The sequence below is a fragment of the uncultured Oscillibacter sp. genome (genome assembly GCF_910584465.1).
In the GTDB taxonomy this organism is placed as follows: Bacteria; Bacillota; Clostridia; order Oscillospirales; family Oscillospiraceae; genus Oscillibacter.
In genome coordinates, this window is record NZ_CAJUBK010000017.1 from 1 (window position 1) to 14,678 (window position 14,678).

Below are 14,678 nucleotides of genomic sequence, written 5' to 3' on the forward strand. Positions count from 1 at the left end.
CCACCAGGTGCTTCACGATGGCCAGCCCCAGGCCGGTGCCCTCCACGCTCCGGTTCTTCTTGGAGTCCACCTGGCGGAAATCCTCGAAGATCTTCTTCAGGTCCTCCTGCCGGATGCCGCAGCCGGTATCCTCCACCCGGAAGGTGATCAGCTCCTCGTCCTCCCGCTGGCCGGGCCTGCCGGTGACGTAGGCCCGCACGTAGCCCTCCTTCGTGAACTTGATGGCGTTGTTGAGGATGTTGATCAAGATCTGCTTGATCCGCCCCTCGTCGCCGTTGTACCGGCAGGGGAGGGAGCCGTCGCACTCATATTTCAAGATCAGCCCCCGTTTGGAGGCGGCCATGTCCATCATGCCCACCACCGCGTCCACCACGGTCTTCAGGTGGTAGTCCGTGTACACCAGCTCCATCCTGCCGGCCTCCACCTTGGACAGGTCCAGGATGTCGTTGATGATGGCCAGCAGGTTCTTGGCCGCGGACTGTACGTCCTTGGCATGGGCGTAGATCTGGGGATCTTGGCACTCCTCCATGATGATGTCGTTGAGCCCGATGATGGCGTTCATGGGGGTGCGGATCTCGTGGGACATGTTGGCCAGGAACTCGCTCTTGGCCGTGTTCGCCTTCTCCGCCTGCTGGCGCACCCGCTTGATCTCGTTGATGTAAGCCTTGATGTCGGTCATATCCAGGATCAGGATGACGCAGCCCTGCTTCCGGCCGTTCTCGTCCACGATCCACTTGCTGTGGCTCTCGTAGTGCTGTCCGTTGATGGAGAAGCTCCAGGGGACGTCCTCGTTGAGCATCTCCCTCCGGAACCCCTCCAGCGCCCGGATATCGTCCCCGATCTTGTGGTGGGGCAGGCTGGTGAAGATGTAGGCGGCGGCCCGGTTGTAGCTGATGAGCCGGTCATGGTCGTCCAGGGCGATCACGCCGTCGCCCAGGCTCTCCAGCACCTTCTCCGCCGCCAGATGGCGGAAATCGTAGTTGCGGCGGCTCCACACCACGATCACCACCATGGACATGGCGATGGCCAGCGTCACCGGGGTGAGATCGAACACCTGGATGAGCTTGGACACATAGGCGATGAGCACCACGATGGGCAGGGAGGAGATGCCGAGGATGGTCCAATACTGGCGGCTGATCTGCCGGTCCGACCGGCCGCGGGCCGCCCGCACCAGGGTATAGATCGAGAGGACGTAGGGGATGGCGACGCGGGTGACCAGGAAAAAGGAGTACAGCGGGCCGTAAGAGATGCGGATGTAATGGAACCCGTCCGCGGTGGACAGCCACTGGAAGTCCCGGTAGAAAAGGTCGTTCCAATTGAAGAACACCGTGGGCAGCACGAAGAAGTTGATGATGCCCAGGGCGTTGAGCAGCTTTTTCGGGGGAGGCGCGTAGCAGTAGGTATAAGTGAACCAGCAGTAGCACAGCGGGACGAAGGCGGAGCCCACGTTTTCCACCGTCACCGCCGCCATGGCGGCCTCCACGGTGGGCGCGGTCAGCTCCAGCAGATAGCCCACGTTCTGCACCAGCGTGCCGCACATGATGAAGATCAAAAGCTTTTGTTCCTTGGCCCCGTCCCCGTTGAGCAGGAGGAGCAGGGCGGCGAACGTCAGGCAGACAGCGAAAAACTCCAGCGCGGTCACGAAATTTACCATCCCACATTTACCCGCCTTATATCTCTTGTTCCAGGGCCCGGCTGGGTGAGCCGGGGCCTGCCGCCATTTCAGCATTTATAAGGATAGTATATCTTTCCTCTGATGTCAAGGAATACGGCGGTAAGTATTTTGGATTTTTCCCCGTTGACACGTCCTCGGCCGGCCATATATAATGGTACATGCCATCTTCAGATCTTCCGCCCCGTCCCGGCGGGGGCGCCCGCGGGCGGGACGGGACGCGATCTGGATCTTCGAATACGGGAGGTGTACGGCCGGTGGATGAACGGAGGAAGCACCGCAGGGTCACGATCAACAAGCGCGTATGGATATGCGATCTTGGCGAGGATACGCACCCGGCCGACCGGCAGGACTGCCTGGTCGTCGATATCAGCGAGGGCGGAGCGTGCATCCAATGTGCCGCATGCTTCGAGGTGAGCCAGCCGATCGCGTTCACGTATCAGGATTTCATGGAAGAAGGATCCCGCCCGGTGGTCGGTATGGTGATGTGGAGCAAGCGGTATTCTGAGCGGGACTGCCGGTATGGCATCAAGTTCCTTGGGCTGAGCACGAAGATGCTCCGAAGGATCCAGGATATCGTCGCCAGGTCGGCCGAAGGGACGGACGTGTCAGGAGCATAGCCGCTCCGGGGCTGCCGCATGGGACCGGTCCGCGCCGGGCCGCCGCACGCGGCAGCGGCCGGGAGGCCGCTCCCTCCATGAGGGGGAGCCTGGCGAAGGGCCCGGCATAGAGGCGGTCCCGGATGGAGCGGGTGGAGGGACGCGGCCGCTCCATCCGCTCATGGCGGGGCCCTCCCGGACGATGCGGGGCTCGGCCTCGCCCCGGTCCTCCATGAAGATCTTGTCCCCAAGGAAAAAACATCGCTCACACAGAGGTCCCGAGCTGTCCCGGCACTGTCAAGCCGAGTCCTCCCGGCATAATCTGAGCATGTAAAAAAACTTGGGAGGGCAGATCTATGGCACGAGTGACCAACTTTTTCGTGGGCGCCAACAGCGGGGAAGGGTTCCGAGACCTCTTCCCGGAGATGGTGGATATCGAGGATACATACGATCTCATGGTCCTGAAGGGGGGCCCCGGCGTGGGGAAGAACACCTTCATGCGGGAGATCGGCCGGGTCATGGAGGAGGCCGGGACGGCGGTGGAGTACCTCTGGTGCTCCGGGGACCCGGACTCCCTGGACGGCGTGGTGATCCCGGACCTGCGGTGCGCGGTAGCGGATGGGACTTCGCCCCACGTCATCGAGCCCAAATACCCCGCGGCGGTGGACCGCTATGTGGACCTGGGCTGCTTCTATGACCTCACCGCCGCCAAGGAGGGCGCGGAGGAAGTCAAGGCCAGGACCCGCGCCTACAAAGCCGCCTACGTCCGGGCCTATCACAGCCTCAAAGCCGCCCGCCAGGTGGAGCTGGACGCGGTGGAGTCTGTCCGGAGGTCCTTTGACGGCGAGCGGCTGGAGCGGCGGGTGAGGGGCATCATCGCCCGTGAGCTCCGCGCCAAAGGGGGACAGCGGGGACGGACCACGCGCCGCTTCCTGGGCAGCATCACCCATAAAGGCCATATCTGGCGCTTCGACAGCGTGGATGTCCTGTGCAGCAAGGTCTATGAGTTCGCCGACACCTGGGAGCTGGCGGGCCCGGCGCTCGCCCTCCTCCATGCCGCGGCGGCAGAGAAGGGCTGGGACACCATCGTCTGCCCCTCTCCGGAGGATCTCGAGCGCATCGAGCATCTGCTGATCCCCGGCCTCGGCCTGGCCTTCGTCACCTCCTGCCCCGGCATGGACTACGGCAGGAAGCCCTACCGCCGGCTCCGCCTGGACGCCATGACGGAGACGGAGGGGCGGTCCCGCCTGCGGTTCCAGGCCCGGATGGTGGCCCTGCTCAGGGAGGAGGCGGTGGACGCTTTGAAGGAGGCCAAGGGGGAGCACGACGCCTTGGAAGCGGTCTATAACCCTTACGTCGACTTCGACGGCGTCCGGGCCAAGGCGGCCCTGGAAGCGGGGAGGCTGCTGAGTTATCTGAGATGACGGGGAGACGGCGGCGGGAGGTCCCGCCGCCGTTCCAGCCTGTCGAAAAAGGAGAGGGGACTCCATCGACGGGAAGGAAGAGAGTTACGAGAGGGACCCAGGAAGGGTCCCTTTCGTTTTTGATAAAAAAGTTTTCAGGACTTTCAAAAAAGGCCTGAAAACTTGCTCAGGCTGTCGAAAAGACTTTTTCGACAGCCTGAGACGGCGGCGGGGGGATCCCGCCGCCGTTCGCGGGAGCCGTGATGCCGCGATCTTTTCCGCGCAGTGCGCCGCGACCCGGCTGTGGTCGCCCCAAGGCCCGGGGTTTTGTCCTTCGGCTTCTCTCAGTGATCGTCCCGCCTCGGTCCTGGTGGGCATCATATCCTCATCTACCTCCTCGGCGTTCGATCAGATCGGTACGTACGAAGCATACCACCACCGCGGGCGGTCTTCCACCCCTATTTGCAGGCGCTGCCGGCGGCAGCGTCTGTAGATGGAGGTTGAAAGCCGTCCGCGGCGGTGGTATACTTGGCTCATCTCGATATCGACCCGGCAGGTTTGAGCGGAAGGATGCGTGAGGAGGGGATCTTGATATGGAGTTTCGGACGGTGTATCCGTTCCGCCTCCCCAGGGGCTATGTGGACGCAGAGGGGACCCTCCACCGGGAGGGGCAGATGCGGCCGGCCACCGCCATCGATGAACTCAGCGCCATGCGCGATCCCAGGGCCAAGGCGGACGAGGGATACATGGAGCGGCTGCTGTTCAGTAAGGTCGTCATCGCGCTGGGCACCCTGCCGGAGGTGACGCCGGAGGTGATCGGAGGGCTGTCCCCCGCCGATATGGGGGCCTTGCGGGATATGTACGAGGCTATGGACCGGATGGAGCCCCCCGGATTTCGGTGACGCGCCTCCGCTGCGGGGAGGCGTCCGCCGAGGCCCCGGACGTTCAGGGGACGGGAGGGCCCCCCGGCCGCTGCGGGGCGGGCCCCCCTCCCTGCCGCGGGAAATACTTCTCCCGGAAGGGCACGTCCTCCACCGTGAACTCCCTGCCCCGCAGGTAGTCCAGGATCCCCGCGTCCGTAGGGAGAGGGAAGGCCAGCTTATAGGCGTAGAGCGCCTGCCGGGTCTCGTGGTATCTCCGGTTCACGGCCCCGTCCCCGTACTTCCCGTCCCCCAGCAGCGGACAGCCGATCTGCGCCATGGAGGCCCGGATCTGATGGGTCCGGCCCGTCAGCAGGCGGCATCCCACCAGGGACAGCTCCCCCCGCGTCTCCAGCGTCTCGTATGAGGTGACGGCGCGCTTCCCGCCGGGGACGGGGCGGCGGTGGAAGGTCACCAGCTTCTTCGCCTCGTCCTTGAGGAGGAAGCCCTCGATCGTCCCCGCCGCCGGGCGGGGGCGGCCCACGGTGACGCAGAGGTAGGATTTCTCCAGCTCATGGGCCCGGATCTTCTCGTTGAGGATCCGCAGGGCCTCGGCGCTCTTGGCGGCGATGACGATGCCCCCGGTGTTCCGGTCGATGCGGTTGCACAGGGCCGGGGCGAAGGCGTTCTCCTGCCGGGGGTCCCACTCCCGCTTCTGGTAGAGGTACGCCTGGATGTGGTTGATCAGGGTGTCGACCTTCTCCGTCTCGTCGGCGTGGACCACCATCCCCGGACGCTTGTCCGCTAGGAGCAGGTGCTCGTCCTCATAGACGATGTCCAGGCGGGGCCGGAAGATGGAGAGGAACAGGTCTCCCTCCTTGGGCTTGTCAAAGAACTCGTCGTTGATGTATAATCGTAAGACATCCCCGGCATCGAGCCGGGTGTCCCGCTTGGCCCCTTTGCCGTTGACCTTCACCCGTTTGAGGCGGATGTACTTCTGCAAAAGGGCAGGGGGGAGGAGGGGCAGGTTCTTGGACACGAAACGGTCCAGCCGCTGCCCGGCGTCGTTCTTCCCGATGATGAGTTCCCGCATGGCGGACCTCCTGTATGTGTGGTCTTACCATCATACCTGTTTTTGGGGGGATCGTAAAGGGGGGACGGGGGAGGACGGAGGATCTTTTGCGCGCGGCGCTTCCGCGGACGGCCAAGGGGCCGTCCATGGCGGTGGTCCGCGCCCGGATGAGCGGAAAGGGAGGATGGAGATCTTGAGTGAAGTGTGTGTGGAGGCCCTGCTGGCCGCGATCCAGGACGGGAAGCCCTGGCTGGAGCGGTTCACCGGGAAGGAGTACGATCGGGCGTTCCGGGAGTACCGGGACCGTTTCGCCCCCGTGTACCGGGAGGCGGTGCTGGCCGCCGGGGAGGAGGGGCTCCCCGCTCTGGCGGAGGTGCTGCTGGACGGCCTGGCGGAGGGCTGGGCCGCGCGGAGGCCCTGGGACCGTTCCCTGGCCCGGATGGAGGACAAGCAGCTGATTGTCTGCTACCTGGCCCCCATGCTGCTGGAGGACCCCGTCTGCGTCCCGCTGGAAGAGCGGCTGCGGGAGGGCTGGGCCGCCCGGTGGCCCAAGGACGCGTATCGGGAGCCCTCGCTGGAGAAACTGAGGAAGGGGTTCCGCCCCACGTTCCTGGGGATCCCCCTGCCGTTCGGGGACAAAGAGCGGGACGATCAAAAAAAGGACGGGGAAAATGAAAAAATCATTTGACATCGGCGGGATCATCCTTTATAATACGGAAGGTATCGTTACGAGGCAGTTCATATGGATGGGATCATGTTGATCGATGTAAGACCGATATTGCACGCCCCGGGCCGGCGCCTGGACTTCCGGTTCGAGCTGGATCTGTCCGGCCTGGACTTCGACGGCCGGGCCCCCGTCAGCCGCCCGGTGGAGGTGGAGGGGGAGGTCCGCAACACCGCAGACCTCCTGGAGCTCTCCCTGACGGCCCGGACCACGCTGGACGCGGTCTGCGACCGCTGCGGGAAGGCGTTCCTCCAGGACAAGGAGATCGAGTACCGCTGCATGCTGGCGGAGGAGCTCCAGGACGAGGAGAACGATGAGATCGTCCTTTTGGAGGACGGCAGGGTGGACGCGGGCGACCTGGCCCGCACGGCGTTCGTCCTCGGGATGGACAGCAAAACACTGTGTTCGGAAGATTGCAAGGGATTGTGCCCCCGGTGCGGAGCCGACTGGAACCTCGGCCCCTGCTCCTGCGGGAAGGAGCCGGACCCCCGGCTGGCGGCCCTGGCAAAGCTTTTGGATAAGGACTAACGAGAAGCGCTCCGCGTCTTTTTGTATGATTAGGAGGTGTCACAATGGCAGTACCCAAGGGTAAAGTATCCAAAGCGAGACGGGACAAACGGCGCAGCTCTCATTGGAAGCTGACGGCTCCGAACCTGGTCGTGTGCCCCAAATGCGGTGCTATGCACCTGCCTCACAGAATGTGCCAGGAGTGCGGTACTTACAACGGCCGGGAGATCAAGGTCGTGAAGTCCGTCGTCTCGAAATAAGGTCGACTTCTGTTGGATGAAGAGAGAGGGGCTTGGCGCCCCTCTCTTTTTTCAAAGAGGGAAAGGAGCGTCCCATGCGTCCGATCAAGCGCGCCCGGAGGCCGGTCCGCCGCTACAGGTCCCTGCTGTCCCCCGGCATCGCCGTGCTGGCGGTGCTGGCGTTCTATGCCGCCTTCGCCCGGCCGGGGCCGCAGAGGGGGGAGACCGCACGGTTCGAACAGGACGGGCTGTGCCTGGAGATCACGGGGGTCCACCATATCGGGGGCTTTTTGGGCAATTTCGACCCGGAGCGGGGGGTGGGTGTGCCCTTCGATACGTACTATGTCTATCCCGGCTCGGCGGTGACCGTCCTGGCGGCGCCCGGGGAGGGCGCGCGCTGGGGACTGCGGTGGGGAGAGGACGGGACGCTGGCCCTGGCGGACGGCATGGGGCCGGTGGAGCTCACCGAAGATCTGGACGGCGCGGCCGTGTACGACCGGGACACCGGGCTGACGGTGCTGTCGTTCGAGGTGAGCGAGGAGGATGAGGTGTATTGGAGATAGGCGGGGAGGGACCCCGCCCCGCCCCGGCGTCCGGCCGGGGCGTGTCCGATGCCGCGCCGGCGGCCCGCTCCCCGCGGATCGGGCCGGCCCACCATCCCGGGATCCCTTCACGAAGGGCGAAAGCGCCGGCCTGCGGCCGCGGCGAGATCTTGAACGATATGGTTTCCGACCAACGAGCCCTGCCGGGATCCGCTCCCGACAGGGCTCCTCATATTTTCGGCAGGAGGCGGATCCCGCGATATCCGAGCGGCCCTGGGGCCCGCTCCGGCATCGGGCACAGCCGGCGTGAGGCCGAGCCCGCCGGTATCCGGGAGGCCGGCCGCCTGGAGGCGGCGCCGGGACTGAGGGACGGCATCCGATGCCGGCCCCTGCCGGCTCCCGGCCGCTCAGGCGTTTTTGGCCTTGTATCCTTCCCCCCAGACCTCCATCGCGTCTAAGACCGGCTTCAGGCTGCGGCCCAGCTCCGTCAATGTGTACTCGACCCGCGGCGGGACCTCCGGGTATACCGTCCTCGTCAGCAGGCCGCTGCTTTCCATCTGCCGGAGCTGGGAGGTCAGCACCTTTTGACTCACGCCGCCGACGGATCTTTTCAGTTCCCCGAACCGTTTCGTCCCCGGCAGCAGATCCCGGAGGATGAGCACCTTCCATTTGTCGCCGATCAGCGTCAGCGTCGTTTCCACCGGGCAGGCGGGCAAAGCTTTCCCTTCCATCATCGTATCCTCCTGTCTGTCGATCCTTAAGATCCCTCACGCCCCCATTTTACCGTATCTCCTCCTCCGGGGTCAAGGCGGAAAAAGATCCCCCCTGCCCTCCCAAAGGCCGGGGGCCCCTGCGGCCGCAGGATCGTCCCCTCCCGGCAACGGCCGATCGTTACCTCCGGGTGCCTATGGCACAATATTGTGCGTACTTTTCAAATGGTCTCCGGTGTCGTATGATGCAGATACGAGGACGGGGGATGCCCCGCTTCGGAAAAACGTATCCATGGAGGAACACATCATGAACAAGAAAGACTTTACCACGGTCCGGCTGTCCCAGGGCGAGATGCACATCTACGATCTCGGCGGCGTGAGGCTCCATGCCTATCAGACCGGCGATCCGCTGGCGGACGAGGTGTTCCTGGTGGAGAAGGCGGGGAAGTTCGTGGCCATCGAGTCCCCCTGCTTCACCGCCAGCGTGACCGCGCTGAACGAGTATCTGGCGGGCCGGGACGTGGCCGGCGTGCTGGTGGCCTATCACGGCGCGGGGGCCTCCTTCCTGCCGGAGGTCCCCAAGTACGCCACCGCCAACGCGGCGGAGTATGCCCGCCGGGGCGGCGGCAAGGCCCTGATCGACCAGTTCACCGCCGCCTTCGGCAGCGCCTTCGACGGCTCCATCCATCCCATCACCCACACGCTCACCGAGGGGGAGGCGACCATCGGCGGCATCCGGTTCATCATCCACCGGACGGCGGAGGCCTTCGACGTGGAGATCCCCGAGATCGACGCGGTCTACACCCACATGCTGGGCCACGACTGCCATTCCATCGTGGCCGGGCCCGGCCATGCCGACGCCATGATCGCCCAGCTGCGGGGCTACATCGAAAAGGGCTACGGCCTGATCCTCACCTCCCACTACACCCCGGAGGACCTGAAGGACGCGGAGACCAAGATCGGCTACCTGGAGGAGCTGAAGGCCATCGCCGCCTCCTGCGACGGCGCAGAGGCGTTCAAGGCCGCCGTGCGGGAGCGGTATCCGTCCTACAGCGGGGAAAACTATCTGGAGATGACCGCCGGAGCGTTCTTCGGCTGACCGCATACAGGCCCTCCCTCCGGCAAAGGCCGGAGGGAGGGCGGCTAAAGGAGGGTATGGGATGGACCGTTCGGCGAAGATCCGCATCTTGAACGACATGCTGCTGGCAGAGATGCCCGGATACCGCCGGCAGGCGCAGGCGTTCCCGCAGGACGCGGACAGCCAGCGGCGGCTTCTGCGCAGCCTGATGAACGTCCGCCCGCCCATGCCGCTGGATAGGGAGTTCCTCGTCCTGCAGGACGAGCTCCTGTCCGCCGAACGGGAGGAGAAGGGCGTCGTGGAGGGCGCGGCGCTGCCCGCCGTCAGCGGCCATCCGCAGATCGCGGTTTGGAGGGGGGATATCACCCGGCTGAAGGTGGACGCGATCGTAGACGCGGACAACGCCTCCCTGCTGGGCTGCTTCTGCCCCTGCCACGGCTGCATCGACAACGCCATCCATTCGGCGGCGGGGCTCCAGCTTCGGGACGAGTGCAGCCGGATCATGGAGGCCCAGGGCCATCCGGAGCCCACGGGCCGGGCGAAACTGACGAAGGGGCATGACCTCCCGGCCCGATATGTCCTGCACACGGTCGGCCCCATCGTCCAGGGACGCGTCACCCCCCGGGACCGGGCGGAGCTGGCGTCCTGTTACCGTTCCTGCCTGGAGCTGGCGGCGGAGCACGGGCTGGGGAGCGTGGCGTTCTGCTGCATCTCCACCGGGGAGTTCCGCTTCCCCGCCGAGGAAGCGGCCGAGATCGCGGTCCGGACCGTTACGGACCTCCTCCGGCAGGGCATCCCTATCGAGAAGGTGATCTTCGATGTTTTCAAAGAGAGCGACGAAAGGATCTACCGCCGCATCCTCGGCGCAGATCGAACGGCTGAAAGAGGCCCTTGACCGCGCGGAGGCGGTGGTGATCGGCGCGGGGGCGGGGCTGTCCGCATCGGCGGGCTTCACCTACAGCGGAGAACGGTTCGAGACATATTTCAGTGATTTCCGGGAGAGATATGGCATCCGGGATATGTACAGCGGCGGCTTCTCCCACTTCTCCACCGCTGAGGAGCATTGGGCCTATTGGAGCCGCTATATTTGGATAAACCGCTATATGGACGCGCCGAAGCCGGTATATGAGGACCTGCTGTCCCTGGTGGAGGGGAGGGACTATTTCGTGCTGACCACCAATGTGGACCACTGCTTTCAAAAGGCGGGCTTTGACAAAACGAGGCTGTTTTATACCCAGGGGGACTATGGCCTCTGGCAGTGTTCGGGGCCCTGCCGCCAGCGCACCTATGACAACGAAGAGACGGTGCGCCGGATGTTCGAGGAGCAGCGGGACAGGAGGGTGCCGGCGGAGCTCGTCCCCTGCTGTCCCCTCTGCGGCCGGCCGATGACCATGAACCTGCGGGTGGACGACACCTTCGTGCAGGACGAGGGCTGGTATCAGGCCCGGAGGCGCTATCGGGACTTCCTGAGGCGGCACGAAGGACGGCGGGTGCTCTTCCTGGAGCTGGGGGTGGGGTATGATACGCCGGGCATCATCAAGTTCCCCTTTTGGAGGATGACGCTCCAGGCCCCCGATGCCATATACGCCTGCGTGAACGAGGAGCGGGCGTTCGTCCCCGAGGGGATCGCCGGACGGGCGGTCGTCCTGGAGGCGGATATCGGCGCGGTGTTGACCCAGATGGGCGCTTGACCGGCGGGACGGCGCGGCGGTGAGAGGCCCCCGCGCCGGGATCTGCGGATCCGTGGGCGCCGCCTGCCGGCCCCCGGCCGATCCCTTTTTGAGAGGACCGCGATTTGGCTGCGGCCTGGGCCAAAAGGGCAGCGAGCCCCTGCCGATCCACAGGATCGGCAGGGGCTCGCCCGTTCGGCAGGCCATGGAGCCGGACGAAGGACGGGTAGTGGGGACCGGCCGGTCCTCCCGGTCCTCCCGGCCCGCCGGACCGCCCGCATGGACGGCCGGGGGCCCTTCCCGGTCAGCCGCAGACGATGGAGAGGCCGCCGTCGATGAAGAGGGTCTGCCCGGTGATGTAAGAGGCATAGGGGGACGCCAGGAAGAGGGCCCCGTCGGCGATCTCCCGGGCCTCGCCCCGCCGCCGGAGGGGCAGCTTATCGCACATGGCCTGGTGGACCCGGAGATCGGAATACTGCTCCCGGTTCATCAGCGTGGGGATGCTGCCGGGGGCCACGCAGTTGACCCGGATGCCGCCGGGCCCCCACTCCCTGGCCAGGTTCTCCGTCATCTTGGAGATCCCGGCCTTGGTGGCGGCGTATACCGTCTCTCCGACCGTGACGATCGCCTTGTTCACGGAGCCGATGTTGACGATGCAGCCCCCGCCCTGTCCCAGCATGACCTTCGCCGCCGCCTGGGCGCCGAAGAAATATCCCCGCAGGTTCACGTTCACGGTGCTGTCCCAGTCCTCCTGCGTGACCTCCAGGGACGGTTTGGGGAAGTGGATGCCGGCGTTGTTCACCCACACGTCGATGCGCCCATACTGCCGGACCGCCGCTTCCGCGAAGGCCCGGATGGAGCCGACGCTGCCGGTGTCCGCCTCCATGGCGAACATCCGCCCCGTGTCTTGGCCGGCGATCTCCTCCGCCGCTAGGCGGATGCGGGCCTGGTCATGGCTGCATATGGCCAGCTTCGCCCCGGCGGCGTAGAAATGCCGGGCGATGACGTTCCCGATGCCGATCCCGGAAGCGCCGGTGACCACGACCACCTGATCTCGAAAATCGAACATAAAGACCTCCATGCGCGTTTCGCGCCGTTCGTTCAAAGGGGATAGGGCCGGATGGCTCGAAAACAGCGGACCTATCCTTCCGCCGGGCGCCGCCCGCCGGCGGGTGGGGCGTCCTGCGTCCGGCCGTAACGTCCGCGGCACGCCGCCGCGGTCTCGTACTGCGTGGAGAACTCCTCCAAAAAAGCGGCCGCCGTGACGCAGGCCCCGCTGCCGACGGGCTTGCCGCCCTCCCTCCGGCAGAGGTCGGCGGCCAGCTCCCCCAGGCGGAAGCCCCGGGGATGCGCGTCCAAGAATGCCCGGGTCCACCGGTAGAGGCGCTCCACGCAGAGCAGGCCCTGGCGGAGCTGCTCATGGTAGGCGGCCAGATCCCAGACCTCCGGGGCATGGGCGCTGTACACCCGGTCGGCGTCCAGGGACCCCAGCCGCTCCAGCGTGGCCCGATAGGGCCCCACCTGCTCGATCTGGGGGAGCACGCCGAAAAACCCGCTGCCGCAGACCGTGTCCCCCGTGAAGAGCACGCCCTCCTGCGGCAGGTGGATGCAGACGCTCCCTCCCGAGTGCCCCGGCGCGGCGGCGATCCGCATGGGGACGCCGCCGAGGGTCAGCTGCTGCCCGTCATAGAGCTCCCGGTCGGCGGAGACGGGGGCCGGGACCTCCCGGCGGCAGACGTCCCGCCGGGCGGGCGGGATGTCGAAGTCGCCGGAGAACTGCCCGTAGAGGAGGTCCCACTGCCGCTCCGGCCCCTCCAGGAGGGGCCGGTCGCCGGGGTGGGCGTATACCAGCGCCCCGCGGGCCTGGAAAAAGCGGTGCCCGCCGGTGTGGTCCCAGTGCCCGTGGGTGCTGAGGACCGCCTCGGGCCGGGGCGCCAGGGCGGCGATCCGCCGGGCGCCGCTGGAGAGCCCGGTGTCGATCAGGACGCCGCCCCCCGGTCCGGGGACCAGGAAGCTCTTCGTGTACTGCCCCAGGTAGGGGTGCTCGACACAGATGATGTCCAAGGCCGTCCCTCCTCCGCCTCAGCGGCCGGTCTCCCGGGGGATGATGAATTCGAAATCCCCGTTGCGTTCCGACCGCGTTTCCTCGCCGCCGGCGATCTCCAGGACCCGCTCCAAAAGGGCGGCGCCCACCTCCGGGAGGGGGGCCCCCTCCAGGGCCGTGCCGGCGTTGAAGTCGAAGAGGCTGGGCATCTCCCGGAAGCTCTGGGGGTTGCCGGTGAGCTTGAGCACCGGCATGACCACGTTGCCTAAGGGGGAGCCCCGCCCGGTGCTGAACACGTCGATATGGGCGCCGGACATGGCGAAGCCGCTGGTGGCGTTCCCGTCGATGCCCGGGGCCCGGAGGTCCAGCATCCACAGCCCCGGATGGGGGACGGTCTCCCCCGCGCGGATGAGGCCCTGGATCTTGGAGACGGTGCCCATCTTCTTCACGTTGCCCATGGATTTCTCCACCAGGGTGGTGATGCCTCCGGCCTTGTTGCCGGGGGTGGGGTTGACCTCTTCGATGGCCTGGCCGTGCGCGGCGGCATATCCCGCCCGGAGCTCGTCGCACATCCGGAGGATCTGGAGGCCGACCTCGGGCGTGGCCGCCCGGCCGGCCAGGACATGCTCGCTGCCCGGGAAGCCGGCCACCTCGCTGATGATGACGCTGCCGCCCTGGCCGACCAAAAGGTCCGTCATCGCGCCGATGGCGGCGTTGCCGGACAGGGCGGTGGTCCAGTCCGAGCCGCCGCACTGGACGCCCAGCACCAGCTTGGAGATGGGGATGGGCCTCCGCGTCTGGGCCGCCGCTTCCCGCAGGAAAGCCTCCACGATGGAGACGCCTTTTCCCACGGCCTCCGCCGGGCCGCCGGATTCCTGGATGCCGACGTAGGCCACCGGCCTGCCGGAGGCGGCGATCTGGCGCATCAGGGCGTCGTGGTCCGTCTGTTCGCAGCCGAGGCCCACCAGCAGCACCGCGTACACGTTGGGGTTCAGCGCCGCGGACAGCAGGGCCAGATGGGTCCGGGCGTGGCTGTCCGCGAACTCGATGCAGCCGTACTCGTGGGTGATGGCATGGGTCCCGGTCTTCCAGGCAATCTGCTGGGCCACCGTGTTGGAGCAGTGTACCATGGAGATCGGCAGCACGTAGTTCCGGATGCCGGCCCCTCCGCCGGTCCGCTCATAGCCTTGGAAGGTCCTGATCATGCCCCCGCCTCCTTCCGGAACGCCGCCGCGTACTCCCGGCACAGCTGCGTCGTGATGTCCTCCACGTTCTGGGTATGTACGTGGCTCCCCTGGGGGATGTCCCGGGACGCCCGCCCGATGGGGACGCCGTATTTGATCACCATATCGCCGGCGGCGATGGCGCACAGGGCGATCTTGTGGCCCAGGGGGATCTCCTCCCCGGCGGTCACGGTCAGGCCGCTGCGGATCTCCACCAGGCCGCCGGGGGGGACGGTCTGGGCGGCCACCGCCACATTGTCGGCGGGGTCGACCTGCAATGCTCTCATAGGGTCGCCTCCTTCGCAGATCCATAGTAAGGGCCCCTCCCGCCCGGG

General features: G+C 66.2%; 17 protein-coding genes. 10 read left to right on the top strand and 7 right to left on the bottom strand.

Annotated features, from left to right (window positions below; all coding sequences use genetic code 11):
* On the bottom strand, window positions 1–1,654 hold a 1,654-nt coding region (locus QZ332_RS06000), incomplete at its 3' end, for a histidine kinase N-terminal 7TM domain-containing protein (RefSeq protein ID WP_295763613.1).
* A gap of 275 nt (window positions 1,655–1,929) precedes the next feature.
* Here QZ332_RS06000 and QZ332_RS06005 point away from each other — a divergent pair.
* From QZ332_RS06005 to QZ332_RS06015, 3 genes are all read left to right on the top strand, one after another.
* Window positions 1,930–2,292 carry a PilZ domain-containing protein gene (locus QZ332_RS06005; protein WP_295763616.1) on the top strand — a complete coding sequence of 121 codons (363 nt, stop codon included), beginning with the start codon at window positions 1,930–1,932 and terminating at the stop codon, window positions 2,290–2,292.
* Window positions 2,293–2,627: 335 nt separating this feature from the next.
* Window positions 2,628–3,695 (top strand): hypothetical protein, encoded by a 1,068-nt coding sequence (locus QZ332_RS06010; RefSeq protein WP_295763618.1) that lies wholly within the window; start codon window positions 2,628–2,630, stop codon window positions 3,693–3,695.
* Window positions 3,696–4,267: 572 nt separating this feature from the next.
* The gene (locus QZ332_RS06015; RefSeq protein ID WP_295763621.1) at window positions 4,268–4,576 is read left to right on the top strand and encodes a phage tail assembly protein; all 309 of its coding nucleotides are present in this window, start codon (window positions 4,268–4,270) and stop codon (window positions 4,574–4,576) included.
* Window positions 4,577–4,619: 43 nt separating this feature from the next.
* On the opposite strand, the gene QZ332_RS06020 is transcribed toward QZ332_RS06015, so the two are convergent.
* Window positions 4,620–5,627 carry an RluA family pseudouridine synthase gene (locus QZ332_RS06020; protein WP_295763623.1) on the bottom strand — a complete coding sequence of 336 codons (1,008 nt, stop codon included), beginning with the start codon at window positions 5,625–5,627 and terminating at the stop codon, window positions 4,620–4,622.
* A gap of 172 nt (window positions 5,628–5,799) precedes the next feature.
* On the opposite strand from QZ332_RS06020, the gene QZ332_RS06025 reads away from it, so the two are divergent.
* The 4 genes from QZ332_RS06025 (at window position 5,800) to QZ332_RS06040 (ending at window position 7,639) form a co-directional block, all read left to right on the top strand.
* Window positions 5,800–6,294 carry a hypothetical protein gene (locus QZ332_RS06025; protein ID WP_295763626.1) on the top strand — a complete coding sequence of 165 codons (495 nt, stop codon included), beginning with the start codon at window positions 5,800–5,802 and terminating at the stop codon, window positions 6,292–6,294.
* A gap of 54 nt (window positions 6,295–6,348) precedes the next feature.
* Window positions 6,349–6,858, top strand: a complete 510-nt coding sequence (locus QZ332_RS06030; protein ID WP_295763628.1) for a DUF177 domain-containing protein — start codon at window positions 6,349–6,351, stop codon at window positions 6,856–6,858.
* A 44-nt stretch (window positions 6,859–6,902) separates the two neighbouring features.
* The gene (gene rpmF / locus QZ332_RS06035) at window positions 6,903–7,097 is read left to right on the top strand and encodes a 50S ribosomal protein L32 (protein WP_295748018.1); all 195 of its coding nucleotides are present in this window, start codon (window positions 6,903–6,905) and stop codon (window positions 7,095–7,097) included.
* 74 nt (window positions 7,098–7,171) lie between these two features.
* On the top strand, window positions 7,172–7,639 hold the full coding sequence (locus tag QZ332_RS06040) for a hypothetical protein (protein ID WP_295763630.1): 468 nt from the start codon (window positions 7,172–7,174) through the stop codon (window positions 7,637–7,639).
* Between the two features lie 386 nt (window positions 7,640–8,025).
* Here the strand turns inward: QZ332_RS06040 and QZ332_RS06045 are convergent, their stop codons facing one another.
* Window positions 8,026–8,352, bottom strand: coding sequence for a helix-turn-helix domain-containing protein (locus QZ332_RS06045; protein ID WP_363324006.1), 327 nt, complete (start codon window positions 8,350–8,352; stop codon window positions 8,026–8,028).
* A 283-nt stretch (window positions 8,353–8,635) separates the two neighbouring features.
* Here QZ332_RS06045 and QZ332_RS06050 point away from each other — a divergent pair, with 283 nt between their 5' ends.
* The 3 genes from QZ332_RS06050 (at window position 8,636) to QZ332_RS06060 (ending at window position 11,097) form a co-directional block, all read left to right on the top strand.
* The gene (locus QZ332_RS06050; protein ID WP_295763633.1) at window positions 8,636–9,427 is read left to right on the top strand and encodes a hypothetical protein; all 792 of its coding nucleotides are present in this window, start codon (window positions 8,636–8,638) and stop codon (window positions 9,425–9,427) included.
* A 61-nt stretch (window positions 9,428–9,488) separates the two neighbouring features.
* Entirely contained in the window at window positions 9,489–10,301 is an 813-nt protein-coding gene (locus QZ332_RS06055; protein WP_295763635.1) for a protein-ADP-ribose hydrolase, read from the top strand.
* Window positions 10,225–11,097, top strand: coding sequence for a Sir2 silent information regulator family NAD-dependent deacetylase (locus QZ332_RS06060; protein ID WP_295763637.1), 873 nt, complete (start codon window positions 10,225–10,227; stop codon window positions 11,095–11,097). The genes QZ332_RS06055 and QZ332_RS06060 overlap by 77 nt, the downstream gene beginning before the upstream one ends.
* A 283-nt stretch (window positions 11,098–11,380) precedes the next feature.
* Here QZ332_RS06060 and QZ332_RS06065 read toward each other — a convergent pair whose 3' ends face one another.
* The 4 genes from QZ332_RS06065 to QZ332_RS06080 all read right to left on the bottom strand — a co-directional run bounded on the left by QZ332_RS06065 (window position 11,381) and on the right by QZ332_RS06080 (window position 14,630).
* Window positions 11,381–12,145 (bottom strand): SDR family NAD(P)-dependent oxidoreductase, encoded by a 765-nt coding sequence (locus QZ332_RS06065; RefSeq protein ID WP_295763638.1) that lies wholly within the window; start codon window positions 12,143–12,145, stop codon window positions 11,381–11,383.
* A gap of 71 nt (window positions 12,146–12,216) precedes the next feature.
* Window positions 12,217–13,140: an MBL fold metallo-hydrolase gene (locus tag QZ332_RS06070; protein ID WP_295763640.1), complete on the bottom strand. Its 924-nt coding sequence runs from the start codon at window positions 13,138–13,140 to the stop codon at window positions 12,217–12,219.
* An 18-nt stretch (window positions 13,141–13,158) separates the two neighbouring features.
* Window positions 13,159–14,325 (bottom strand): UxaA family hydrolase, encoded by a 1,167-nt coding sequence (locus tag QZ332_RS06075; RefSeq protein ID WP_295763642.1) that lies wholly within the window; start codon window positions 14,323–14,325, stop codon window positions 13,159–13,161.
* Window positions 14,322–14,630 (bottom strand): UxaA family hydrolase, encoded by a 309-nt coding sequence (locus QZ332_RS06080; RefSeq protein WP_295763644.1) that lies wholly within the window; start codon window positions 14,628–14,630, stop codon window positions 14,322–14,324. The genes QZ332_RS06075 and QZ332_RS06080 overlap by 4 nt, the downstream gene beginning before the upstream one ends.
* Window positions 14,631–14,678 lie beyond the last annotated feature (48 nt).